The sequence below is a fragment of the Clostridium sp. UBA1056 genome (assembly GCA_002316385.1).
Taxonomy (GTDB): Bacteria; Bacillota; Clostridia; order Clostridiales; family Clostridiaceae; genus Clostridium_J.
The window spans coordinates 74732-99014 of record DCDL01000001.1; the positions used below are offsets into that span (position 1 = coordinate 74732).

Annotated in this window: 23 protein-coding genes, 1 pseudogene and 1 other annotated feature; of the genes and pseudogenes, 8 read left to right on the top strand and 16 right to left on the bottom strand. The window is 30.9% G+C overall.

Translation table 11 applies throughout. From position 1 onward, the window contains the following. Positions 1 to 16: 16 nt before the first annotated feature. The gene (locus B3W71_RS00385) at positions 17 to 823 is read right to left on the bottom strand and encodes a hypothetical protein (RefSeq protein ID WP_346886958.1); all 807 of its coding nucleotides are present in this window, start codon (positions 821 to 823) and stop codon (positions 17 to 19) included. 479 nt (positions 824 to 1302) lie between these two features. Here B3W71_RS00385 and B3W71_RS00390 point away from each other — a divergent pair, with 479 nt between their 5' ends. The 3 genes from B3W71_RS00390 (at position 1303) to B3W71_RS00400 (ending at position 3741) form a co-directional block, all read left to right on the top strand. Continuing rightward, positions 1303 to 2301 carry a phosphotransferase enzyme family protein gene (locus tag B3W71_RS00390; RefSeq protein ID WP_346886959.1) on the top strand — a complete coding sequence of 333 codons (999 nt, stop codon included), beginning with the start codon at positions 1303 to 1305 and terminating at the stop codon, positions 2299 to 2301. 58 nt (positions 2302 to 2359) lie between these two features. Beyond that, a complete protein-coding gene (locus tag B3W71_RS00395; RefSeq protein WP_346886960.1) occupies positions 2360 to 2650 on the top strand; it encodes a hypothetical protein in 291 nt (96 codons plus the stop codon). A 155-nt stretch (positions 2651 to 2805) separates the two neighbouring features. Further along, positions 2806 to 3065 (top strand) — a binding site (T-box leader). Positions 3066 to 3186: 121 nt separating this feature from the next. Next, entirely contained in the window at positions 3187 to 3741 is a 555-nt protein-coding gene (locus B3W71_RS00400) for a tryptophan transporter (RefSeq protein WP_346886961.1), read from the top strand. A gap of 197 nt (positions 3742 to 3938) precedes the next feature. Here B3W71_RS00400 and B3W71_RS00405 read toward each other — a convergent pair whose 3' ends face one another. The 11 genes and pseudogenes from B3W71_RS00405 to B3W71_RS00455 form a co-directional block, all read right to left on the bottom strand. Then, a complete protein-coding gene (locus B3W71_RS00405) occupies positions 3939 to 4517 on the bottom strand; it encodes a GNAT family protein (RefSeq protein WP_346886962.1) in 579 nt (192 codons plus the stop codon). Between the two features lie 126 nt (positions 4518 to 4643). Beyond that, the gene (locus tag B3W71_RS00410) at positions 4644 to 5252 is read right to left on the bottom strand and encodes an HD domain-containing protein (protein WP_346886963.1); all 609 of its coding nucleotides are present in this window, start codon (positions 5250 to 5252) and stop codon (positions 4644 to 4646) included. Between the two features lie 30 nt (positions 5253 to 5282). After that, complete coding sequence (locus B3W71_RS00415) at positions 5283 to 5798, bottom strand: NAD(+) diphosphatase (RefSeq protein WP_346886964.1); 516 nt, start codon at positions 5796 to 5798, stop codon at positions 5283 to 5285. 14 nt (positions 5799 to 5812) lie between these two features. After that, the gene (locus B3W71_RS00420; RefSeq protein WP_346886965.1) at positions 5813 to 6295 is read right to left on the bottom strand and encodes an NUDIX hydrolase; all 483 of its coding nucleotides are present in this window, start codon (positions 6293 to 6295) and stop codon (positions 5813 to 5815) included. A 60-nt stretch (positions 6296 to 6355) separates the two neighbouring features. After that, a complete protein-coding gene (locus B3W71_RS00425; protein ID WP_346886966.1) occupies positions 6356 to 7564 on the bottom strand; it encodes a DNA glycosylase AlkZ-like family protein in 1209 nt (402 codons plus the stop codon). 49 nt (positions 7565 to 7613) lie between these two features. After that, positions 7614 to 8159 carry a 2'-5' RNA ligase family protein gene (locus B3W71_RS00430; protein ID WP_346886967.1) on the bottom strand — a complete coding sequence of 182 codons (546 nt, stop codon included), beginning with the start codon at positions 8157 to 8159 and terminating at the stop codon, positions 7614 to 7616. A gap of 170 nt (positions 8160 to 8329) precedes the next feature. After that, positions 8330 to 8839, bottom strand: a complete 510-nt coding sequence (locus B3W71_RS00435) for an NUDIX domain-containing protein (protein WP_346886968.1) — start codon at positions 8837 to 8839, stop codon at positions 8330 to 8332. A 33-nt stretch (positions 8840 to 8872) separates the two neighbouring features. Beyond that, a pseudogene (locus tag B3W71_RS00440) lies at positions 8873 to 9325 on the bottom strand (Csac_0668 family 2Fe-2S cluster-binding (seleno)protein); the annotation flags it as partial. Between the two features lie 548 nt (positions 9326 to 9873). Continuing rightward, positions 9874 to 10701, bottom strand: coding sequence for a GNAT family N-acetyltransferase (locus B3W71_RS00445; protein WP_346886970.1), 828 nt, complete (start codon positions 10699 to 10701; stop codon positions 9874 to 9876). Positions 10702 to 11020: 319 nt separating this feature from the next. Further along, positions 11021 to 11431 carry a VOC family protein gene (locus tag B3W71_RS00450; protein ID WP_346886971.1) on the bottom strand — a complete coding sequence of 137 codons (411 nt, stop codon included), beginning with the start codon at positions 11429 to 11431 and terminating at the stop codon, positions 11021 to 11023. Further along, a complete protein-coding gene (locus B3W71_RS00455) occupies positions 11428 to 12099 on the bottom strand; it encodes a Type 1 glutamine amidotransferase-like domain-containing protein (RefSeq protein WP_346886972.1) in 672 nt (223 codons plus the stop codon). The genes B3W71_RS00450 and B3W71_RS00455 overlap by 4 nt, the downstream gene beginning before the upstream one ends. A 272-nt stretch (positions 12100 to 12371) precedes the next feature. Here B3W71_RS00455 and B3W71_RS00460 point away from each other — a divergent pair, with 272 nt between their 5' ends. From B3W71_RS00460 to B3W71_RS00480, 5 genes are all read left to right on the top strand, one after another. Further along, complete coding sequence (locus B3W71_RS00460; RefSeq protein WP_346886973.1) at positions 12372 to 13055, top strand: response regulator transcription factor; 684 nt, start codon at positions 12372 to 12374, stop codon at positions 13053 to 13055. Continuing rightward, a complete protein-coding gene (locus B3W71_RS00465) occupies positions 13055 to 14191 on the top strand; it encodes a HAMP domain-containing sensor histidine kinase (protein ID WP_346886974.1) in 1137 nt (378 codons plus the stop codon). The genes B3W71_RS00460 and B3W71_RS00465 overlap by 1 nt, the downstream gene beginning before the upstream one ends. A 155-nt stretch (positions 14192 to 14346) precedes the next feature. Then, positions 14347 to 16290, top strand: coding sequence for an ABC transporter ATP-binding protein (locus tag B3W71_RS00470; protein WP_346886975.1), 1944 nt, complete (start codon positions 14347 to 14349; stop codon positions 16288 to 16290). Further along, positions 16290 to 18086, top strand: coding sequence for an ATP-binding cassette domain-containing protein (locus tag B3W71_RS00475; RefSeq protein WP_346886976.1), 1797 nt, complete (start codon positions 16290 to 16292; stop codon positions 18084 to 18086). Before B3W71_RS00470 ends, B3W71_RS00475 begins: the two co-directional genes overlap by 1 nt. Positions 18087 to 18360: 274 nt before the next feature. Then, positions 18361 to 20238: a S8 family peptidase gene (locus B3W71_RS00480; protein ID WP_346886977.1), complete on the top strand. Its 1878-nt coding sequence runs from the start codon at positions 18361 to 18363 to the stop codon at positions 20236 to 20238. Positions 20239 to 20510: 272 nt separating this feature from the next. Here B3W71_RS00480 and B3W71_RS00485 read toward each other — a convergent pair whose 3' ends face one another. The 4 genes from B3W71_RS00485 to B3W71_RS00500 all read right to left on the bottom strand — a co-directional run bounded on the left by B3W71_RS00485 (position 20511) and on the right by B3W71_RS00500 (position 24084). Continuing rightward, complete coding sequence (locus B3W71_RS00485; protein WP_346886978.1) at positions 20511 to 21041, bottom strand: GNAT family N-acetyltransferase; 531 nt, start codon at positions 21039 to 21041, stop codon at positions 20511 to 20513. A 312-nt stretch (positions 21042 to 21353) separates the two neighbouring features. Further along, positions 21354 to 22280 carry a DUF2935 domain-containing protein gene (locus tag B3W71_RS00490; RefSeq protein WP_346886979.1) on the bottom strand — a complete coding sequence of 309 codons (927 nt, stop codon included), beginning with the start codon at positions 22278 to 22280 and terminating at the stop codon, positions 21354 to 21356. Between the two features lie 225 nt (positions 22281 to 22505). After that, positions 22506 to 23036, bottom strand: coding sequence for a GNAT family N-acetyltransferase (locus B3W71_RS00495; protein ID WP_346886980.1), 531 nt, complete (start codon positions 23034 to 23036; stop codon positions 22506 to 22508). Between the two features lie 226 nt (positions 23037 to 23262). After that, positions 23263 to 24084, bottom strand: a complete 822-nt coding sequence (locus B3W71_RS00500) for a GNAT family N-acetyltransferase (RefSeq protein ID WP_346886981.1) — start codon at positions 24082 to 24084, stop codon at positions 23263 to 23265. Between the last annotated feature and the right edge of the window lie 199 nt (positions 24085 to 24283).

The window sequence follows — 24283 nt, forward strand, 5'->3', positions numbered from 1 at the left end:
TTCCTTATTTTAGTTTTTATTTGATAATTAAATCTCCAAATAGAAAATTAAAGGTTTCATTTGATATACTTGTAAACTTTCTAGGTGTAGAATATTCGCTTTCTAAATTAAGACTTTTCCATGTAGCAGTCCAAATTAGATATTTATCTAATGGTAACATATCCTTTACCTTCAGATGACACCCATCTCGAACTAATAAACCATCCTTAGCTATTTTTTCAATATCAAAGTATAATCTTACACCAGTTCTATATTCCTTATCTTCGTCCATGATAATTTTATTGCTCTCCTTAGATAATATAACAATCTCACTTGAAACATTACAATTTGAAAGCATAATATAATCCCTATAATCCTCTGGATCTCTAAGAAGTTCACCAATTGGCTGTTTTGTATAATTACTTTCTTCTTTTTTTAGCCTATTCCAAGATTTTAAGCATCCATCCTTTTTTATTTTCTCCCACCCTTCCCTTGTAGTACTATGTATCATAACCTTAGGTTCATTTTCTCTTAATAATGCTTCATTATAATGATGATTTTCATAAGCTTCCTTTGCTTTAATTAAGTCTTCTTCATCTACTGATAAAATCATATTCTTACAGTAGCTATTTTCATATTCTATAAAATCCATGAGGTTCAATTCCCACTGAGTATGCTTTTTACTAACCTTTAAAGAATAAACAGATGAATTTCCCTTACCATTCACAATTTCATAATTTTCAGAATTAGTCAAACAAAATACAATCCAATCACCATTGTATCTTTCTTCTGTGAATGGATTAATATGTTTTGGCTCAAACCCTGGCTCTGTTATATATATCAAAAGCTTTCCCCCATTCTTTTCTTTAGATAATTGCTACTAATTATTATACTTATTTTTATAATATATTATATCATATTTTCTAAATACTCATTATTAAATTTTTATTTAATAACGTACTGAGTTTAATAACTATAATCTATTTACTTTACATCTTCCTGATAGTATTATTCATTCAATTCAACTTTTTCTCCATTGGTTTCAGTTACATTTACTAGTGTAATCTAAGATTATAAGTAAATTTAATGTAGAAACTTTATTGAAACATATATATTTAAAAACTTATTAGATTTATATAACTAAGTGCAAAGATACTAATCAAGTATTTATTCAATATACCTATTATCTATTTCTTAAAAAGGCGTATACCAATCTAATGAATTGTAGTAAAATATTTCTAACGAGTTCATGCCGTATTTACTTTTCTAATTGGTAAATTTCATGCTATAAGCTACAATTATTAAAATGAGGAAGTGATGAATTTGGATAAAAAAATAAAGGAATTACTTAGTAAACAAATTTTAAAAGAATTAGCAATAAGATTTGGAATAGATGTGTCTACGCTAAATTTAATTGGATTTTCTCAGAACTATGTTTATGAATATAAACGACAAGAGAAATCTTATATCTTAAGGATAACCCATAGCTCACATCGAAGTGAGAATCTTATAAAAGGAGAATTAGATTGGATTTCATATTTAACTAATAATGAAATATCAGCTTCAAAACCTATTCATTCCCTATCTGGTAAGTTGACAGAAACATTACATATAGAAGATTCATATTTTACAGCTACTTCTTTTGAAAAAGCAACGGGACAAAAAATTGGATATCCTGAATGCATTAGCAATAAGGACTTATTTGAGGAATGTGGTAAACTAACAGGAAAAATACATTATTTATCTAAAAAATATGAGCCTTCATTAAAAGAAATTAAGCGTCATGAATGGTCTCATAATTATTATTTACAAAACATAAAGAAATATATACCTAATGGCCAATATAAAATTTTTAAAAGTTATGAAACTATAGTAAATAAAATAAATCAACTCAACAAAGATTCGGATTCCTTTGGAATTATTCATGGAGATATTAATGTTGGCAACTTTTTATTAGATATTAACGGTATTAATATTTTTGATTTTGATGAGTGTCAATATAGCTGGTTTGTAGAAGACATCGCTATTCAATTATTCTATATTATTTATGTATTTTTAGATGATAGCATAGATCAAAGAGAAGATGAAAGTTATATTTTTATGAAAAGTTTTATGAAAGGTTATCTTAAAGAAAATCATATAAATGAATATTGGCTAAAACAAATTCCTCTCTTTCTCCAGCTAAGAGAACTTATTGTTTATATAGGAATGTGCCGTGAGTCAGATTTTTCTAACATGAATCAATGGATGAAAGATTATATTTCTCAAAGTAAATCTAGAATAGAACAAGGAATTCCTATAGTAAGTGGAGCATATTTATAAAAATCTATTAATTACTATTTTAAACTATACAAGAACTTTAAATTAGGAGGGTACTATCATGGATCTACTTGGAACATTCTCATATGTATGTTTAGGATTTCTCATTGTGAATTTATTATATCTACTTCTTTCAAAATTAAAAGGAAAAGGCACCAATTCTACTATCGTTTTAATAAACTCTCTCTTTCTAGTAATTATATCAAATCTAAGTATATGGCAATCTGGTATATATGTTGACGAATATAACCTAAGTGGTGACAGTATAGCCTTTTATATCAATCTTTTAAATATAATTATTTTTATTATTATTGCCATTATTTCTTCTAAGAAAAATGTAAGTAAACATTAAAGGATATGCTTGAAATGTCCTTTTTTATCGCTATTCACATTATGACATATACTTAAAATTCAAATACAGAACCTTTATTTATTGTAAATTTATAATATATAGAAAAATCATTTACATTTTATTCACTATTTTATATAATGTAATTAATTAATTAAAATAATCCGTTGAAGAGGAAGAGTAACTAAATTAAGCTTCATTACAGAGAGTTAGCAGTGGTGAGAGTCTAACAAGAAAAAATTTAGCCAATGGGCCTTTGAGGAGTAAATCAAAATCTTTTTAGAAAGTAGTGTTTACCGTGGGCTGCACGTTATAGCAGATAGGGTATGTTAGTACCTGAAAGAGTGATGAAATTAGGTATAACTTTATACTTATATTTCATAAATTAGGTGGTATCGCGGTTAACTTCGTCCTATTTATTTAGGATGAAGTTTTTTTTATTTTAGGAGGTGATGATGATGTTATGAAATTATACAGCAGAAGCTGATATAGAAAGTGAGTGGATAAAACTTATAAGAATTTTTAGGAGGAATTTAATTATGAATGAAAAATCTAAAACAAAAAAATTAGTTATTAATGCCATGTTACTAGCTATCGGTGCTGTATTGCATCAAATTACACCTGCCTTAGGTCTACCAATGGAACCAGATATGGCATTAGCTATGTTATTTACAGTAATGATCTTAAATAAAGGTGACTATAAAACCTGTTTAATATCAGGTATTATAACAGGTATTTTCACAGCAATGACAACAAAATTTCCTGGTGGACAATTACCTAATATAATAGATAAATTTATAACTATAAATCTAGCCTATATAGCTATGATGTGTATTTTGAAGGTTAAAGCCATAGGTAAACTTAGTGAGAGGAAGCAAAATAATATCTTAGTCTATACAATACTACCTGTAGGCACCCTAATAAGTGGTACGTCTTTTTTGCTATCCGCTAAATTATTAGTTGGTCTTCCAGCACTCTTTACAGTATTATTCACAGGAGTTGTACTTCCTGCTACAGTTATTAATTTAATAACTGGCATTTTTCTATTTAAAATTGTATTGATATCTTTAAATAGAGTTTCTTATTCTAACTAAATATAATTATTTACAATGACATAAGTAATAACTCCTGGTTATAAAATAATGAAAAGAGGCTTTCGCAAAATATTTTGCGAAAGCCTCTTTCTCATTCTTATTATATACATAGCTCATATAAAACTATGAATGAACTTCTCCATGCAAATATAAAATATTTTAAAGTTTAAATAATTAGCAATTCTACCATTCTATAATCATTTTCCATCTTTCATAAGTTTTAAATAATCTTCTTTTGTTAATCCAAATAGAATCTCATCATAATATCGTCCATTTGTATAGATATTTTGCCTGCAAACCCCCTCCTGCTCACAACCAAGTTTTCTGTGCATATCAGCAGAACCTATATTTCCTTCTATAATACTTGCACAATATTTATTTAATCGTCTCTCCATAAAAGCATATTTAAGAAGTATATTCATTGCAGCTGTTCCATAACCCTTACCACTATAATCCCTATCGATTAATGTAGCGATTTCAAAGGTCCCGTTTTTTTCGTCTATGCTATTTAAATTCATTCTACCAACATGGATTCCATCTAATGTCTCTATGGCAAAATAAATTCTACCATTACCACTGGATAAGTTTGCAATTCTTTCAGAATATGTTTTTGATTCTAGAATTGTTGCTGGTAGATGAACCTCACAATCTGCTAATCTTACTGCTGAAGTATCGAAATTATTATAATAATCCCATTCCCAATCATCAGCACTCCAAGCTCTTAACCTTACTAATTCATTCTGCCAAAAATAATCATCATATAGTATTTCCCTCATAATAATACTCCCCCAAATCCACTAATTACATATTATTTATGTTATTTTCACATTTACACAACATTAATCAATTCTCGAAATTTTATTACCATTTACAATCTAAATAGTTACTCACCTTACTACAGATTATTTAAAAGTATTTTCTTTAACATTTGGAAGAACTTCGTAAATTGAGCATCCGATTTTCTCTTCAAAATACTCTTTTATTTCAAGTGTTTTCTTCCATCTTGAAATAGTATATTCTTGTACACCATACCTACAAGCAACGTCCACAAATCTTTTCTCAAGTAAGCAAAATCCTGTTGGTAAAGCTAGAGCATCACATAATTGCACTAATAAATCATAATCATCATAAACAGCGGAATTAATAATAGCTTCAGTCATTTCATACTCTTCCTTTGTAGTGTCCCATTTACCTATTGATGATTTAATATCTTGTATCATAAATGAATGAGTTACACAAATTCTAGCTACTTCATCATAACCTAATTCCATACAATATTTATATCCAGCAATCATATGGCGTTCTGCAACCACTCCGACTCGTCTACCTATATCATGCAATAGTCCTAAAATATAAGCTTTCTCTTCATCTAAATCCGGACAATGCGATGCTATATTTTTGCAAGCTAAAGCTACGAATTCCGAATGCTGTTTCCATTGTCCAGGATTTAGTCTTTCAGCTTCTTCAAGAATTTTTATAGCTGTATTTTTATCAGGATACTTTTTACACATTGTAGTGCTCCTTTCCTTAATAACCACAGATCAATCTATATTAACTTGTCCATTTAATAATTTCATTGAATTATCAAAATGAATACCAGACATATTGTTGACTCTTGCAATATATTTATTAACTTCATCAATCCCACACCACATAATATCATCAACTTCATTAGAGTTATTGAACGGTTTTGCCTTAACAAAAGCAATGAATCCAGCCATTATTAATTCCTTAGGTTTAAAGTAGTAACTTTCTACATACTTCATTTTTTCAACTTGCTGACCTGTTTCTTCTAAAACTTTTCTTATTACTGTTTCCTCCAATGTTTCACCATTGCTAACATAACCAGAAACTACTCCCCAATGAGTTTTAGAAATATAATTTTGCTTCAATAGCAATATTTGATTATTTTCGTTAATAACCAGAACTTCAACACAGCTTGCAGGTCCATCAAAATATGGTCTATCACAATCTATGCAATATCTTATTAATCCTTCATCTCCAATACTTTTTTCATCTAGCTTTTTACCACATATAGGACAACAAATAAATTTCATAAAAGAATCCTCCCCTATATCTTTCTACTAAGTTGCAAATTAAATTCTGGATTTGTTACATATGCTAAATATTGAATAGTGCCGTCAAAATCTAAATAGGCTTGAAATCTTTTACGAATTGATGAGGCTGTAATCATATCCAGAACTTTATCCTTTTTTACCCAACTTGATTCTGAATTCTCATCTGAAATACACAAATCACCATCTACAAATGTACAAATAAAATCCATCATTACCTTTGTAGGTACTGTCTTAACTCCGTTATATCCTTCATGCGTTGCTGTATTTGAAGAAATAGCAAAAAGTTTTTTTACTGTAACATTAATTCCACTTTCCTCTTTTATTTCTCTTACAACTGCATCAATAACATTTTCTCCAACCTCAACTTGACCACCAGGAAAAACCCAGCCTCCATGATGGGTTTTAACTAATAAAATCTCTTCTTTATCATTTTCGACTACTCCTGCTCCTGTAACAATATGTGTTGGCATAATCATATATATCACTCCTTATTCAATTATCTAGGTATTTATGCCAGATTTAAACAGTACAATATTTTATCTTTTTATTTTTCTCCATGAGCTTTCCTCTAATCCGCTTGCTTTTAAATACTTACAGAATCTTTCAAAGCATTCCATCATAGCAGCTATAGCCTCTTCTGTTACCTGATAGTTCTCTTCCCACCACCAGTTTTTTATTATCAATGGTTCATTTCCTCGATGCATTTCAGGTTCAAATCTTGCCACCAGTTGATCTCCGTATAAAACAGGCAATACGTAATATCCATACTGCCTCTTTGAAACAGGTTTATATACTTCCCAACTATATTCAAAATCAAAAATATCTTTAACTAACTTTCTGTCCCAAAGAAGATTATCAAGGGGAGCTAGAAAACTTGCTTTTTTATCAATATTAATTTTAATACTTTCTAGCATTGGAATATCTTCAGATCTGATATAGAAAGTTTCATTTAATCCATCTACTTTTACAAAAGCTATTTCTCCTTCTTCAAGAAGTTCATTTAATATCTTCTTTCTAAGGGTTTTATCGGATACAAAATTGCCAAGCCATCCTCCCCCATTTCTCTCCCAATAGATTCCTATACTTCCTACTCTTCTTTTAAAATACCACTTATAAAAATCATTATCATCATTAAATGGTTCTTTCATTTCTAGTATCTCTGTAGGTAGTAGATTTTCTACCAAGTCATAGACCTTCTGAGTATTCTTCTTTTCTTTAACGCCTAAAATTCCGCTATTCCACATATAACCCATAGTAGCACTAGAAAGTTTACCATGGCCCCAAACTCCACTTTCTACGCGTCCAAACTCTAGCTTTGAAGGTAAGGTAGCACCATTTTTCTCTATATATTCTTTTGCTGCATTAACATAGTTGATTGCTTCAATTGAATTCCTATAATTCAATACTCTCTCAATCTCTTCTTTTCTCCTTAATCTCACTCTTTCAAAATAAGGCCAATCATTAACAGAATAGATAGCCATCATTTTATCCCAACCATCTATAAGTTCTCTTTTATCATAAAGAAGGTTTTCTAGCATCATAGGATCATAATTTTCAATTCTTGATTGAAGTATAAGATCTGCATTTCTTCCTACCATATTTAAAGGATCATATTGTATGCATCCTACTCTACTTATAAATTCCTTAATTCCTTTCTCTCCACTAAATGGCTTTGGCCAATTTAACCCTTGATATACTACCAAGAATTTTCTTAGTTCTTCCTTGGTCATATTAATTTCTTGCATATTCTCTTTTCCTCACTAAAACATTATTTAAATAAGAAAGTTATAATTTTCAAACAAAGCATAACTTATGAACTTCTAGCTCTTTTACAGGCATAGCAATCTCAACAAAACCAATTTCCTCATATCTGCTATTTTCAAAAACCTTATAATTTTCAATAACATATCTTGTAGCCTCTACTAATGCAGATTCTTCATCCTCACTTCCTAGCATAATCGCACAATGTGGCACCCACTGTCCAGCAGTGTAATATTCCCATCCATTAAGGTCACAGAAATCAAAAGCTTTGTGCACCCTTTTATGTAAATTTATTAATTCATCACATACCACTGGTGCAAGATATACAGTTCTTGTATTATTAAACACTCCTATACTAGATAGTAGAGCTGGAAAAGTTCTTGTATCCTTAACAATTTCTTTTAATATCTTGTCACATTTTTCAATATCTATATCATTAAAGATAGCTATTGTAATGTGGGGGCGAGTCCTCCACTCTAAATATTTTTTACTTATTCCTGCATTTGCAATTCCTTGCGCCAATTTAAGTATCTCTTCTTCTGTATTCTTATCAAAATATAATTCTACTGCATATCTCATACTTCTCTCCTTCTTATAGAAATATATCTTATTGAAAGTTTCATATTATTCAGATAATAATCCCGCTGAACCTCTATAATAAAATAGCTATATAACTATTTTATATACAACATGTTAAAATTTTAAATAGTTACATAGCTTCATATTTTAATATTAAAAGTTTTCTATTTTTATTTACTAGTTTGAATAACGCTTCTAACATATTCTTTCATGATTATTCGATACTCTTCTGGTCTATAATCCATGCCATCTATAAGCTTAATCATTTCATCAGCTGAAATATATTTAACCCCTTCTAATTCCGACTTTTGTATTGTTAAATCTAAAATATTAGTATCTTTACATAGTACAAAAATATCAATGAAATGATTATATTTTTCCCACAAAACTCTTTTTATAAAAGCTATATCATCTATTTTTATACCTAGTTCTTCATCTATCTCTCTAATAATAGCTTCTTTGCTTGTTTCTCCAGCCATAACATGTCCCATATGAATATCCCATCCACCAGGCAAAAATTGTTTTGTTTTCGCTCTTTTCTGAATTAAGAATTCTCCCTTTGAGTTATGTATATATGCATGTGCTCCTAAATCATATTGTCCCTCTAAAAGCTCTTCATCTTTTGGTGCTATTTTACCACTTTTACTTCCATCTCTATTTAAAATATCAAAATACTCCATATATGTTTTTCTCCTCAAACAATACTATTACCTTTAATCCCCTCCTTTTATCTTTAAAGCCTTATTAATAGTTTCTTTTATAACAGGGCTACAACATTTACCTACAGGATTGTTAGTTTCACATTTTCCATTTTTCATTGCCCCTGTAAGTCTTATAATATCTTTAATATCTTCTGCTCCATCTACAATCACAGCGTTGATAACTTGCTCTTCTGTTACTTTGTTGCAATAGCATATGTATTTAGGATTAGCATCTTTCTTATACCAGATAGGCATTTTAATGTGCTGCCTTTTCAATATTATATTTTTATTTTCATTAAAATAAACAACGTCACAATCTTTATTAAGACAAATATGATAATCTTCTTCATATAAATCATTTATAATATCATCTTTAACAAAGTGTTTAACAGTAATATACTTAACTTGTTGCGTATTTCCATTACATATAGGACATAGAGTAACCTTCTCCACTGAACTAGTGGCCTTTCCATTGTTTGATCAGCAATTAGCTTTAGCATTTATATTTTGCATTATATCTACCTCCGAATTTTATACTTATAGTAAAAAATTATATTGTTTAATTTTATATATTATAGCATATCTTCAAGTATATAACTATGAACTACTCTGGTTATCCTTGGTTATTTCGTCTATAATACAACTAAACTTTAAAGTAAAAATACCGCATATTCACTTTGAATAATACGGCATTTTAATGTACTTTATAAATATTATATTAGTTTTATAATATGACTAAGGCTTATCCCATCCATCTTTTGTAAGTTCCAAATAGGTATCTTCATCTTCAAGATAGGTTGGTCTTGGCTTACTTACAAACCCTAGCTTTTCATATAAGGTCCATGCCTTTTTATTTGCAGGACTTGGTTCATCATAAACACAATTTACTTTTCCACCTGGAAAACCTACAAAAACATAACTTCTCCATTATTCCAAAGGCTCTTTATATCTTCTAAGTCACTCTCTGTTGTCTCTTTAATTGTAACTTTTCCTGTATACATAAATTTCCCACTTTATCCATACGTATGCTCTGCAAAACAGGCAATTTCAACAAAATTATTTCTTTCGTATAACTTTTTAGCACCAATATTAGATTTTGCAACTCGTAGTCTTATGTTCTTAATAGATTTCTCCATACTCATATTTCTAACGCAATTTGATAATATATAGCTTCCATATCCTCTATTTTGAAATACTGGTTTAACAACAATATCTGTTATATAATTATCTTCGAAGATATATGCACCCACTAATTCATCCTTTAGCCAGAATGAACATACTTGACCATCTTTATTTAAATCAATGAGATTTTCATTAAATCTATTTTTATTTATATCATAACTGTTTATTTGCCACCCATTATCTACATATAATTGATAATATGAACTATCAAATAGATCAACAAATTCTTTCAGCATAGAATTTTCAAACCCTCTAATAGTTAAATTATAATCATTTAATTCAGGTAGCTCTTCTCCAATAAATTCAAGATGATATCCTTCCATATCAGTTTTAAAACCTAATTTTTTTACTAAATCAATTATCTTTAGATTATTTCCATATACGTTAAAGCATATTTCCTTTGAGTTTAATTTTGAAATATATTCGTTAGTTTTACTATTTATTACTTCTAAAACTTCCTCTATACTATCCTCATTAAGAAAAGAAGCATAAAAAATGCAGCAATCATCGCTATTAACCACTATAAATGCTCCCTTATTTGCCTCTGTTACCATTGAATATAATATCTCAACTTGATTATTATTAAAGGCTTTATTTACATAATCTTTTGCATGGGGCGATATATTTTCTATAAAACTTAATATTTCTTTAATTTCCATTCTCCGATCCTTTCATGGTATTTATAATAGGTATTATCATTTTTCTTATCTCATTTAGTTTTATATGATTAAAAATACTTGCATTATAAAATTAATTTATCTTTCATTATACCTCTTGAATATTAGCTATCTTATTGAGAATTTCAAGTGTAAATCTCCTAAAATCCCCATCAACATAGCAACTATTTAAAATTTAAAAAAGTTAAATATTTGAATAGTTCTCTTTATAACATTTTAAAATGTTTCTTATGTGAATGCGTATATATTTATTTAATGAGGCTTTGTATCTTGGTAGAGTATTTATTATCTACGTAAAACCTTAAATCTTATTTTTATTTTTTAAATGATCGTAAAACCCTTGCTTGTCCGTCCATTGAATCAAATCAATTTCAAATCCATCCGGATCTTTTATATAGAATTGCTTTGAAAATTGTTTAACTATAACTTCCTGATTTTGTTCAACATATCCCTTTAATTTCAAGGTCTCTAACAATTCATCTACATTTTCAACGTAATAGCCTGCATGTCTAAAATTTTGATTTTTTTCTATTGTAAAGTTATCTTTTTCAGAAATAAATAACTTATGCCCTTCGCCTTTAAGAATTGCATATCTTTTTCCATTTGTCTTTGTACCTTTATCAATACATTCATAGTCAAGAATATCTCTATAGAAAACTATAAATTTATCAACGTTCGAAACATATCTATTTAAATGGTCTATGCTTCTCATTCCTTCACTCCTTTAAACATCTGTGTATCTCCTAGTAATTTAACTTCGTTATTATCAATAATTATTCCTCCAGTATCTTTAATTGCATATACTGTATCTATTTTTTTATTTAACACTTTATTTATATAGTGTTTTTGTATCTCTGTTTCTTCATAATGGACTTCAATATCAAAATTTTTAATTAAGTTTAATCCTTTATTATATGAGAATGTATCGTAATCTTTGTCAGGAGTAATATGATACTCTAATATCTGAATCATTGCTCCAGCACTACTTCCTATGATAATTCCTTTAAAATTTTCAATTTCATTTACTAAATGAAACTCCTCTAATCGATCCATCATTTTATCAGGTAATCCTCCAGTGAAAAATATTATGTCACTATTTCTTACTTTTTCTTTTGCTTCTTCCTTTGTATCTTTAAAATAATTTATCCAACTTATATTTTCTTCTTTAATTCCATAGCTTAAAAATGGTAGAACAATACTTTTGTAATATGCTCCATCTTCTCTATTATATGCACATTGCCATTCCGTATGGTTACTTATCTTTTCACCAAAAGAAAATGGTATTATTAAAACTTTATCATTATAATTTATATATTTTTTCACTTCATCTTTCACCCATTTTTCATGAAAATTATATAAACTAAATAACATATTAACCATTAATAACTCCCCCTATTAATTTCATATCTTATAAATACTATACATTATATAAATAAACTTTGCTTTCAAGTTTAAATACCTCTATTTAACAATTATAACTCTACATCTAGTATAAATGTAATAAAATCTATATAATACTTATAAATCCCAAAACGTTTAACTATAAACATTGAAAATTTATTTTGTTTTCTATACAATGAGAATAATATCAACCCAACAATCTTAACAGAGATTTAACACCAAACAAAATATAATGAAAAGCGGTGATGATTATGAGAATTCTTGTTGTTGAAGATGAGCTTGATTTGCAGGAAGCGATTGCAGAGGGACTTCGTTTAGATGGATATGCAATTGATACCTGTGATAACGGTGAAGATGCCTATGAGCTTGCTTTCATTGAAAACTATGATTTAGTTATACTTGATTTAAACCTGCCTAAAATGGACGGGATTGAGGTTTTGGAAAAGATACGGGAAGAAAAACCTGATTTAAAGGTGCTTATCCTAAGTGCAAGAAGCAGTGTAAGCGACAAAGTTAAGGGATTGGATATGGGCGCAAATGATTATTTGGCAAAGCCCTTTGACTTTGCTGAGTTGGAGGCAAGAATCAGGAATTTGCTGCGGCGTCAATTTGTTCAGCAAAACAGTCTTCTAACTTGTGGTAGCATCAAAATTGATTTATCAAAGCGTATTGCTTTTGCTGAAAACATTGAATTGTCTCTTACTAAAAAGGAATTTTCACTTCTTGAATACTTTCTGCTTAATTCAGAACGAGTTATCAGCCAGGAGGAATTGATGGAGCACGTTTGGGATAATAGCATTGACTGCTTTAGCGGTGCCGTTCGTGTTCATATTGCTACACTAAGAAAAAAACTAAAAGCCGTTTTAAGCTATGACCCAATATGTACAAAAATTGGCGATGGTTATTCTATTTCATCAAATGGTGGTGATTTTTAATGTCCAAAAAACTACCCATAAGGCTGCGACTTACAGCAATGATAGTAGCATTGCTAACGGTTTGCTGCGTTGGACTAACTCTAATACTCAATCTTTCTGCCAACAAAATGGTAGCGGCATTAATGGTACCTGCACAGGATATAACTCAAGGCGGTAGTATGTACGAAAGCATACAGCCTCCGTCGGATGCAGCGTCTATGGGTGCACCTGATGACTCTCAAAAAGCAAGGATGGATTTCAGACTTGAAAGCATTTTGTATATGCTTTCAGTTATTATGGGCGGCGGAGTTTTGACATACTATTTATCAGGAAAAGCATTAAAGCCCATTGATACACTAAACGGTCAAATCAAAAACAGAACGGTACATAATTTGTCCGAAGCAATGGACGTTCCGCCAACCAATGACGAAATATCCGAACTAACTGAGTCGTTTAATGAAATGACGGATAAACTGAATCATGCGTTTATGATGCAGCAGCGTTTCTCTGCAAATGCAGCACATGAACTAAGAACTCCGCTGACGGTGCTTAAAACAAAAGTTGATGTTTTTAAAAAGAAAAACACACATTCCAACGAGGAATATGATGCATTGATTGCAACCTTTGAAAAGCAAATAAATCGCCTGTCCGAGCTTGTTCATAACCTGTTAGATATGACAAATATGACGGATGAATTTGAAAACGAAAGAGTTTGTATCAAAGATGTTTTGGATGATATTGTCACAGAGCTTTCAAGCATTGCCGCTGAAAAGGATATAACGCTCACTTTAGATTGCAACAACAGCGTTGTTATGGGAAACACCGATTTGCTGCACCGTGCATTCTATAATCTGATTGAAAACGGGATAAAATACAACATGAATGGTGGCAATGTATCAGTTACTGCTTCTTCGAATAAATTGCATACCGTAATAAAAATTTCTGATACAGGTATCGGTATACCTAATGAGATGAAAAAAAATATCTTTGAGCCCTTTTATCGAGTGGATAAATCCCGTTCACGTAAGATTGGCGGTGCGGGATTAGGTCTTGCTATCGTGGAAAGTATCATAAAAAAGCATAACGGAAAAATTGAAGTTACTGATAATAAAACTGGCGGCACTTACTTCAAAATCACATTAGATAAATTGGTATAAAAGAAGAAAAAAGACTTTGAATTTGGGCGATTAACGCCGGTTCAAAGTCTTTTTTATATGAAAGACTTCCTCTTAACATGGATTTAACATCATATATAGTACAATGACGACATCATAGAAAGCAAATTGTTGCTTTACAAAAAGGAGTAAAAATGATGTTTAATATTAAAAATGTTTCAAAGAAGTATAATGGCGAATTTGCATTGAACAATGTGTCGCTTACAATCGGAAAAGGGTTAAACTTTATCGTGGGTGCTTCGGGCAGCGGAAAAACAACCTTGCTTAAAATCATCAGTGGTATGGAACAGCACTTTGATGGAAATGTGTTCTATTGTGGCAAGGATATAAAAGCCTTAACAAGCAATGAAAAAAGTTATTTTTACAATAACGTTTTTGGATTTGTGTGGCAGGACTTTAATCTTCTTGAGGATTTAACCGTACTGGAAAATATCCTGTTACCCGGATATCTTAAAGCAAACCAAAATATAAAAACCGCTGAAAAAGTATTAAAGGATCTTAAACTTTTGGACATTGCTCAAAATCAGGTTAAATATCTTTCTGGAGGACAAAAACAGCGCGTAGCCATTGCTAGGGAATTGATGAAAAATCCTCAGGTAATCATCGCTGACGAGCCTACCAGCGCATTGGACGAAAAAACATCAAAAGAAGCAATGGATATCTTGAGAGCAATTTCTAAAAGCAAAACTGTAATTGTTGTTACACATGATACTTCTTTGATAAACAAAAATGATAATGTTTTTGAGCTTGATAAAGGTGAGCTTATCACTCCTGCTGATAGTTCGGTTACAAAAATTCCGGAGTTTAAAATGCAAAACCCATATACATTATCATTTGGTAATGCAGTTACTGTTGCCAAGACAAGTATCAAGCGAAACTTTGGCAGATTTGCGGTATCTGTACTTACGATTATGATTGCGGCAGTGTTATTATTGACAACATTCAGCGGATCAATAAACAGCAGTGGTCAAGCTGCATTTAACAAGCTGTTTGATACCTACGGGGAAAGCATTTTAGACATCAGCATTGTGAACAGCTTTACCAGTGCAGGCGGAACGGACGATAATAAAAACGATAGCCCCAACGCAGATGTATCACAGGATATAGGAGGCCTGTATGAAAAATACGTAGCTGATGAAAGAGTAGAGTTTACTGCGTTTTTGCAGGCATTTGAAAATATAAAAGTTAATTTAGATGGTAAAACATATAAGATTGACAGCACAGGCAGCGTCCCTACTATAAATAAGCTTATATCCGGCAGAATGCCAAAAGGCGCAGATAATGAAGTGGTTGTACCCGAAAGCTTTTTGAAAAAAACAGGTCTAAGTAATGACGATATTATCGGCAAAGAAATTGAGTTTTCTTCCTCAATGTACAATTTGGATACAGGCAGTCCAGTACTTAATGATGCTAAAATTAAGGCAAAAATTGTAGGTGTGGCAGATACAACAGTGATTTATGAATATAACGGTGAAATGATGGAATACTCCGTTGACGATTCTTTCTTTTTCAGCAAAGCGGCTCTTGATGATATGAGAAGTCAGGCAAGCTTTCAGGAAGATAAAATCAACTTTCTTATTCGTGCAAAAACTCCGGCAGATATGATAGCGCTGAAAGATGAATTAAACAAAAGCGGTATCGTTCCCATTGGCAGATTTGAGCTTGTTGAAGATATAGTAAGACTTAATTCCCAGACAACTGGGCAATCAGGCTCTGCAAGTATAATTATTGGGTTGTTGTCTTTTGTTATGGTTATTGCCATATTCCTTATCATCGGCGTTATGAGAAAGCGAGAATACGCAATCTATAAGATCAGCGGATTCGGCAACGGTCATTTAAGTCTGATTAATCTTGCTCAAACTCTTACTCAAGCTATTACCGCAATTGTGTTACTGCTCATCACTTCACCACTGATCAATTTAGCCACAAAAGCCTTATTCGGTGCTAATATTTTAAGTGCTAATATGCTGTTTACAGGAGCAGCATTAGGAGTAGGTTTAGCTATTGTTGCTTATAGTATAACCTCGATAGTGTATATGAAAACAAACATCATATCGGCTTTAAAAACAGGTGACAGATAATGATACAAGTTGAAAATCTTATAAAAAAATACGGTGACACAGTTATCTTTAATAATGCAAGCTATACCTTCCCTGACAGAGGCATAGTTTGCTTGCTTGGAGCATCCGGCTGCGGTAAAAGTACACTTCTGAATATGCTTGCTGGCTTTGACAGTGATTACAGCGGTAATATTACTGTCGGCGGTGTGCAGCTAAACGGATTAAGCGATGATAAATTATGTGCTTACCGTAGGGATTGCATTGGTTTTGTCTTTCAAAATTATCATTTGCTAACTGGATATACAGTGCTCGAAAATATCCTTTTGCCTTGTGAGTTAAGCAATGAAGAAAAACATACCAATCTTCAAAACGCAAAGAGTTTTCTTAAAACAGTTAAACTCTCTGGAAAAGAAAATGAGAAGATTGAAAATTTATCCGGCGGTCAGAAGCAACGTGTTGCCATTGCAAGAGCCCTGATGGGTAATCCCGATATAATTCTTGCAGACGAACCTACAGGTGCCCTTGACCGTAGCAATTCGACTGAAATAATGACCTTGTTAAAAGAAATCGCAAAGGACAAATTAGTGGTTGTTATTACTCACGATCAGAAAATCTGCGATTTTGCAGATGAGATTATTTCTATTGAAAATGGTATAATCGCCTACAAGAGTGCTACTGTTCAAAAAGATGAATCTAGCAATAAAACAATCATTCTCAAGCCATCAGCTAAAGTGTCTGCGTTTAAGAGAGGTGCAAAAAACTTTAGGGTGCACCTGAAGCGATATGTCGCTGTCAGCTTGGCGATTTCGATTAGTGTTCTATGTTTTGTGTTATCACTATCTTCTGGAAACATTATGGAGCAATCTATTGCGGATTTTAAAGCAAAGAATACAGCGTTTAACAACGGATATGTAAAGTCGGAGAGTGGTACTGATGTGTTTGACTTGCTCAAGGCTGATGAACGTGTCGAAAATGTTTATCTGCAGTATAAAATCAATGACATTACTTTAGACTTTAAAGGCAAAAATGAAACGATGGCGGAAAAGTACCCTATGCCAAAAGCTACAGAAAGCATGTCATACGGAACAATGCCCAAGACGGGCCAAAACGAGATTGCACTTTCACCCAGCCTTGCGAAAAAGTTTATGAGCAATATCAGCGATTTGGTCGGCAAAGAGATAACTCTTATTTTTGATGATAAGGAATACGAACTGACGGTAAGCGGTATCTTTAATGCGGGATATGACGACTTTTTCATAAGTTCTGATGTTGAACAGAAGTTATATCAGAATATCAAAAATGATGAATATTATTCCGTCAACTATGATGTGAAGAATTTTGAAGATATTGTTCCTGTCAGCCAAATGCTGAATTACAAAAATATTGCCAGCAAGAATGCGTCAAAAGAAGTAGGTGCATTACAAAGCACGTTTCAAAGTCTTAGCCGGCTGTTTCTAATCATTTCTGTTTTAATTTTGACAATTGGATTATTTATAAGTGTTATACTACTTGTCAAACTACAAAATTCAAGATACAAAGAATTGGGGTTGTTATCTGCACTGGGATTCAACAGAAGCACGATACAAAAAATGATTATCAGTGAGAATGTTATTTTATCAACAATGGCAGGTATTTTTAACGCTGTATTAATTGGCTGTACATATGTGATTGGGTTGAGTTTTAATTTGCCAATCAATATTTTAGGGCTACAAGTAGGCATTTCAATTTTATCCACAATTATCTTAATAGTATTTATAATCTTATTTGCAAGTCATAAGCTTATTCACACAGAACCTGCTGTTGCACTAAGAAAATAAGGCGCAAAACGGTCAAAGATAGTCCTATATATACACAATCTCAGCAATTATTTTGGCAATCATCCTCTCGATAGTTTTTGTTTTTGCACGAATTTATCCTTTCCGCAATTGGAAAATTGCTGATTTTGTGATAGTTCTATATTTTAAAAATCTATTATCAATAAAATGTTTGTAATAAGCTATGTAATCAGGATAATCTCTGCAACTTGTAACTACTTTAACACTATAGAATAATATATATAGATAAATAAGTTTTGGAGATGTAGGTTTATTAATGGATATCTTAAATACATCTAGAGAAATTAATAACTGTAGAGACGCTTACCTTAGCGAAGATTATATCACTCTATATGTTCAGTATGACAAAAATCTGATTGATGAACTTAAAGATATAAATTACGCATGTGCTTATCAGATAAATCCTTTAATCTACATAGTTTCTGTACATACTGATCACTATGTAGATTTTCTTAATAGATTCAGAAATATATTAGAAATAGATGTTAGCTATCCTTATACATTAACAGCTATCCAACCAGTAAATGCTGCTAACATAACTAAATTTCATGGAGAAGGTTTTTTAAATCTTACAGGAGAAAATACCATAGCTACAATTATAGATACAGGTATAGATTACTTAAATCCTCAGTTTCAAAATGATGATGGAACTACAAGGATTGCTGCTATATGGGATCAAACTATTCAAAGTAATCCTACTACTAATAATGCCCCGTTTTTCGGAACTGTATATACTCGTGAAGATATTAATAAGGCTATTCTAGCATCTTCAGAAGGCCGTAATCCCTATGATATCGTTCCTTCACGTGACGAAGTTGGCCATGGTACAAATATGGCTGGTCTAGTTGGTGCAAAGGGATTAAATGGAGTGATTGGTGGTGCTCCTAAGTGTGAATTTTTAATTATAAAGCTAAAGGAAGCCAAAACAAGTAATCTTAGATTAGTTGGAATTAATAATAGAAAAAATCTACTTATTTATGAAGGTCTTGATATTTATCTTGCAGTACAGTTTGCAACTCAATTCAATTTAACTTCAAGGACTCCTATGAGTGTTTTATTACCCCTTGGAACAAATTGGGGTGGTCATGAAGGCCTTTCTTCCATAGAACAAGATATTGACTTCTTTTCTTCTAGACGAGGCCTTGCTTTTGTAACTAATACAGGGAATCAGGGTGCTAGTCTAATACATGTCGATGGCAGATTTTTAGAAAGTAAAACTTTACAAGTTGTAGAGTTTATTGTTGGTGAAAATGAAGATAATTTAGTCCTTATGTTGTGGATAAAAAGACCTGACAAGATATCTATATCTATAATTTCTCCTAGCGGTGAAATTGTAGAACCTTCTCCCTCTATTCCTCTACATCAATTTGAGGTAGCTAATCTCGTTCTTGAAAATAGCATAATAAGTATTTTATTTACTCCTGCTGAGTTTGCAACTGGTAATGAATCCATATATATAACTATTAGAAATCCTAAACCTGGTCTCTGGCAATTAAGGCTTAGGGGAGATTATATTGTTCATGGTGTTTATAATATGTGGCTACCACAGAGGCCTCTTATACAGCCAACTACTAGAGTTATAAATCCTAGTCCATATACCACATTACAAGCACCTGCAAATGCTCGTAATGCAGTGACTACATCATTCTACGATCAAAATAATAATACTATAGCTGTGGAATCTGGTCGTGGATTTACTGCTGATAATAGAATTAAACCTAATTTAACTACTGGTGGTATCAATGCATTAACTACTGGATTAAATAATGAAAACATTGTACTCTCTGGCGGTTCCGTAGCTGGAGCCGTATTATGTAGTGCCACTTTACTTTTATTACAATGGGGCATTGTACTAGGAAATGATCCTAACATGCATGGACCTACTATTATTTCTTATCTCACAAGGGGTACTAGCAAAAGAGCTGGAGACATATATCCAAATCCTCAATGGGGTTATGGCATGTTAAATCTTCAAGGTTCCTTTGAAAATCTTAGGTCTTCACCTCTACTTAGATCTTCTAGTAATTTCAATAGTCACGAAGAAAACCATCTTCCTTATAAATGTTATATTCAAGTACCTAAAGAATTATATCAAAGAATAGATGACATCACGAATAATGAGAATAGAGTCTAAAATTAATTAATATTGCATTAACCGTTCATATTTTAATTGGATTCAGTCTCCAGTTATATATTACTATAAAAGAAATAGGCTAGTAAGAATTTTATTTTCTACTAGCCTAAGATTTCATATCTATTGACTTAAGTATACTTTAAGAAGGTCTTTCAAGAAATCATTTTCTCTAGGTGTTGATATTATATTAAATCCATGCTCAGAACTTATATTAACTTTTCTTCTGAAATAAATCTTATTGGTCAAAATTCATATAAGCTGATGCTTTCAATTTATTTAATATGATACACATTTAGCTCTAATATATCTCCACCATTAGTCTCTACTTGGTTGAACCCAACTTCTACTCCCCCAAGAGATTTAACTAACTGAATACTATTAGGATTACGACGGTCTGCCTCATAAATAAAGTAATCTAACTCCATGTGTTTACGACAAAAGTTAATTAGACCAGTAAGGGATTCATATCCATAACCATTACGTTGGGCACTCTTTCGTATCCATAAACCTACTTCAGGTGTTTTAGTATATAGCATACGAATCTCTATACTTCCAATAAAATTATGTTCTTTATCTAGAATACAACATACTAAATTTGTTCCATACTCTTTAAATTCTGTAAAATTAGAAATAAATTTTTTTGTACTATCTAGAGTTTTAAAAGGCTCCGGATATTGATACTTTGCTATTTCATCATCAAATTCAGTAAAATAGTCATATGCAAATTCTTCGGAAATAGGGACAAGAAGTAATCTACTTGTTTCTATCTTAAATCCTGCTTTATTAATAATATCCCTTATCATACTTAACTCCTTTATATCTGAAGAATACAAATAATCTTAATGAAATTATACCACATATATCCAACACTATATTACTGGGTTTACAAAAATACTATCTTATCTCAAAATTTGCTAGATAATTTCTTATATATTCCTATTGTGAATCAAAAATACCATAAAATTCATTTCTGAATAATACGGTATTTAAATAAATTATTTGTTTTTATAACTGAGTCGTTAGATAATTGCATTGCTTTTAAAATATATATTATTAAATAATTTATGAAATAGTAACTTTAAATTAAAAGTATAGTTTCTATTATTACTTAAATTTTACATACTCTTTTTAAATATTTTCAGTAAGCGCAAATAGTGATTAGCCTCACGTAAAGTATGATCTCCCAACAAAGGTATTATTATGGATTTGATCTTACATTCTAATATTCCTTGTGTACCTTGCGCTTTGAATTTCCTGATTCCCATAGTTGCCTCAAGGCTTTCGTCTGTAACTTCAGGAATTGCCATTGACTTGTCCATGGCCTTCTTTGATTCCATTAGTAACTCATCAAATTCATTTGCAAAATTATTTGCTGTCTTTATAAGTTCCTCTTCAGTTGGATCAAGTAATCCTCGAATAAACTTTGCATGCTCAGCCATAATTCTATTCCAGAAAGTTTCTTGCTCATAAGCTTCTCGTTCCAAGTTTATTTCTTCACGATTTTGTAATCTTTGTATCATTTCAAAATAAAAATTTGCTTCTCTTAAAATATGATCTATAAGTAAAGGATAATTAACTGTGAATACTCTGCACTCTAAAACATCTGATAACAATTTCGTTTTAAACCGTGCTAAAGCTCTAACTAATTCCATTCCAATCTCGTTAATTCTATGCACTCTCTGTTCTAGCCTTTGATCATATTTCATCGGCGGAGCTCCCATCAATCCTTTCTCAGCCTCAGTCAAACTGGTAGGAATAGCTACTCCTGTATAATATGCTGATGCCATTTCAGCATTTAATGTATATGGTGTTACAACCTCACCAGACTTTAATACACTAGGGCTAACAACGCCGTTTGAAAGTGATATAACATCGCATAAAAATTTGTCAAACTCCATTCTAAATCTGTCTGCTTGCTCCATAAGTTTTGAGTTCTTTGGTGTAAAACCTATTTGCAAAAAAAATGAATGCTCCTTCATAATCCTAGCAAAAAAAAGATGTAACTCCAATGATTGTCGTATAAATTCAGTATTAGATAGCATAGCTTACCTCTCTTAATATAAAATAACTGTTGCTATCATTATATTAAATGTATATATGAAATGTTACTACCTATTACCTAATTTTTAGTATTTATAAATCCTAAAATAATAAAATTATCTTAAAAATTGTTTATTCATAATTTTCTGTTTTCTTTAAACGTATCTCTTTAATTTCAAGGCTTATAATAATCCATCTATATTCTCATATTAAAATATATTAGATAATTACTTATTCCATTCAGATTTCAATATAGCATATTCATATGTGTCAAGCCACATAGGTTGTCCATCACTATCAACTTTAAAATAAACATTTTGTAGTAGCAAACCTTCACGCCTCATTTTTAAACGTTCAAGGAGCTTCCAAGAAAGAGTATTCTCTGGACTACACATAGCAACGATACGTCTTGCCCCTAAATCTGAAAATGCATAGTCAAGCAATCTCCTTGAACCTTCTGTAGCATAACCTTTTCCTTGATACTTTCTATTAAAAACATATCCTAATTCCCAAGTATCAAAATCTCCTTCTGCTAAATATAGATTCCCAATCAGCTTTCCACTTTCTTTTAAGCAAACTGCATAAAATAATTCATTATTTGCTCTGTTAATTGCTTCTTCCTTAGCTTCATTTTCAGAGTAAATATGGTAAGGTTCAAATTTAACCACTTCTTCGTCACATAAATATTCATATAAATCTTGCCAATCGTCCTCATTAAATTTTCTAATTACTAATCTATCTGAAACTATATTCTCCATTTTATATTCCTTTCTATTCTATAGGAGATACATACCTCCTCTAATTTTAACTACTTTACAAACTTCTACTTTCATGCAAATTCCTCCTTTCCTAAAATTTAATTCACATACATCTTATACCATGTAATTCTTATTTAAATATATTATATGATTCATGAATTAATCAAGTTTTACTTCTTATTATATATTTGGACACTAAGTTTCAATATTTCTGATATACTAAAATCTAAAGAAACATCCCAATTGAAGATTCTATCTCTTCATGAAACTTATATCCTACACTATTATAAACTGATAATGCTCTTTTGTTTGCACTCCATACTTCCAATCTTGATTCTTTAATATTTAAATTTTTTAAACCTTCAAAGGCTCTTATAATTAAACTTTTACCAATACCTTGTTTTCTCCATTCCTTTGAAACAAACAAATCATCTATCCAACCATATTTATTATTTAATTCATCTTCCTTCACGATAATAACTATATTACCTATAATTTCATCTTTATGTTTAGCTGCTATACTGAACCACTGATTTTCACTTCTTAATTTTTTTAAATCCTCAGGAGAATAACCCCATACAAATACCTTATTTTGTTTTTCAACTAACTGCTTTATCTCATCTTCATCGATAAATTCAAGGCTTACAAAATCTATACCATTAATATCTTGAATTTGGAAACTCTCCTCAGTTATTTCTTTTTTTATTATGTGCATTCCTTCATCATGGTTGAAACCTTCTTTAGAAGAATAATATGCTATATTCTCTTTATTATCTGAAAAACAACAATGATAAACTCTTACATCAACATCCTTATTCTCTTCTTTTATAGCTCGTGAGCGCTTCATTATTTCATCAAACATCTGATCTTTTAGCTCAATTTTATTTTCAACATCTTTCACATTAATATCAATATAAATATTTAATCTAGGTTTTTCATGTATATCAGAAGGTCTAAAAGGAGAAATTACAGCTTCTCCTACTAAATTATTATCTTTATCATAAGCCTCTAAAATATCTTTTCTTTCACTATTTTTAATTGTATACATCGTAGTGTCCCCCACTTTCCATCTCTATTTTTCATGCTATAAATTAGTTTTAAGAAAATTATACCATATTATACTAAATATTCATCTATTAATTTAATACTTTTACTAACTATATTTCTAATACTCCATTACTTAATCTTAAAAAATCCTATTCTCATGTTAAAATTTATTAGATAACTCTTTATGCAGTTAAATTCAA

What these genes read in the sequence shown, in the direction of transcription:
- B3W71_RS00395 (WP_346886960.1), top strand. Translation starts at nt 2,360, where the DNA reads ATGGATCTACTTGGAACATTCTCATATGTATGTTTAGGATTTCTCATT.
- B3W71_RS00400 (WP_346886961.1), top strand. Translation starts at nt 3,187, where the DNA reads ATGAATGAAAAATCTAAAACAAAAAAATTAGTTATTAATGCCATGTTA.
- B3W71_RS00405 (WP_346886962.1), bottom strand. Translation starts at nt 4,517, where the DNA reads ATGAGGGAAATACTATATGATGATTATTTTTGGCAGAATGAATTAGTA.
- B3W71_RS00410 (WP_346886963.1), bottom strand. Translation starts at nt 5,252, where the DNA reads ATGTGTAAAAAGTATCCTGATAAAAATACAGCTATAAAAATTCTTGAA.
- B3W71_RS00415 (WP_346886964.1), bottom strand. Translation starts at nt 5,798, where the DNA reads ATGAAATTTATTTGTTGTCCTATATGTGGTAAAAAGCTAGATGAAAAA.
- B3W71_RS00420 (WP_346886965.1), bottom strand. Translation starts at nt 6,295, where the DNA reads ATGATTATGCCAACACATATTGTTACAGGAGCAGGAGTAGTCGAAAAT.
- B3W71_RS00425 (WP_346886966.1), bottom strand. Translation starts at nt 7,564, where the DNA reads ATGCAAGAAATTAATATGACCAAGGAAGAACTAAGAAAATTCTTGGTA.
- B3W71_RS00430 (WP_346886967.1), bottom strand. Translation starts at nt 8,159, where the DNA reads ATGAGATATGCAGTAGAATTATATTTTGATAAGAATACAGAAGAAGAG.
- B3W71_RS00435 (WP_346886968.1), bottom strand. Translation starts at nt 8,839, where the DNA reads ATGGAGTATTTTGATATTTTAAATAGAGATGGAAGTAAAAGTGGTAAA.
- B3W71_RS00445 (WP_346886970.1), bottom strand. Translation starts at nt 10,701, where the DNA reads ATGGAAATTAAAGAAATATTAAGTTTTATAGAAAATATATCGCCCCAT.
- B3W71_RS00450 (WP_346886971.1), bottom strand. Translation starts at nt 11,431, where the DNA reads ATGAGAAGCATAGACCATTTAAATAGATATGTTTCGAACGTTGATAAA.
- B3W71_RS00455 (WP_346886972.1), bottom strand. Translation starts at nt 12,099, where the DNA reads ATGGTTAATATGTTATTTAGTTTATATAATTTTCATGAAAAATGGGTG.
- B3W71_RS00460 (WP_346886973.1), top strand. Translation starts at nt 12,372, where the DNA reads ATGAGAATTCTTGTTGTTGAAGATGAGCTTGATTTGCAGGAAGCGATT.
- B3W71_RS00465 (WP_346886974.1), top strand. Translation starts at nt 13,055, where the DNA reads ATGTCCAAAAAACTACCCATAAGGCTGCGACTTACAGCAATGATAGTA.
- B3W71_RS00470 (WP_346886975.1), top strand. Translation starts at nt 14,347, where the DNA reads ATGTTTAATATTAAAAATGTTTCAAAGAAGTATAATGGCGAATTTGCA.
- B3W71_RS00475 (WP_346886976.1), top strand. Translation starts at nt 16,290, where the DNA reads ATGATACAAGTTGAAAATCTTATAAAAAAATACGGTGACACAGTTATC.
- B3W71_RS00480 (WP_346886977.1), top strand. Translation starts at nt 18,361, where the DNA reads ATGGATATCTTAAATACATCTAGAGAAATTAATAACTGTAGAGACGCT.
- B3W71_RS00485 (WP_346886978.1), bottom strand. Translation starts at nt 21,041, where the DNA reads ATGATAAGGGATATTATTAATAAAGCAGGATTTAAGATAGAAACAAGT.
- B3W71_RS00490 (WP_346886979.1), bottom strand. Translation starts at nt 22,280, where the DNA reads ATGCTATCTAATACTGAATTTATACGACAATCATTGGAGTTACATCTT.
- B3W71_RS00495 (WP_346886980.1), bottom strand. Translation starts at nt 23,036, where the DNA reads ATGGAGAATATAGTTTCAGATAGATTAGTAATTAGAAAATTTAATGAG.
- B3W71_RS00500 (WP_346886981.1), bottom strand. Translation starts at nt 24,084, where the DNA reads ATGTATACAATTAAAAATAGTGAAAGAAAAGATATTTTAGAGGCTTAT.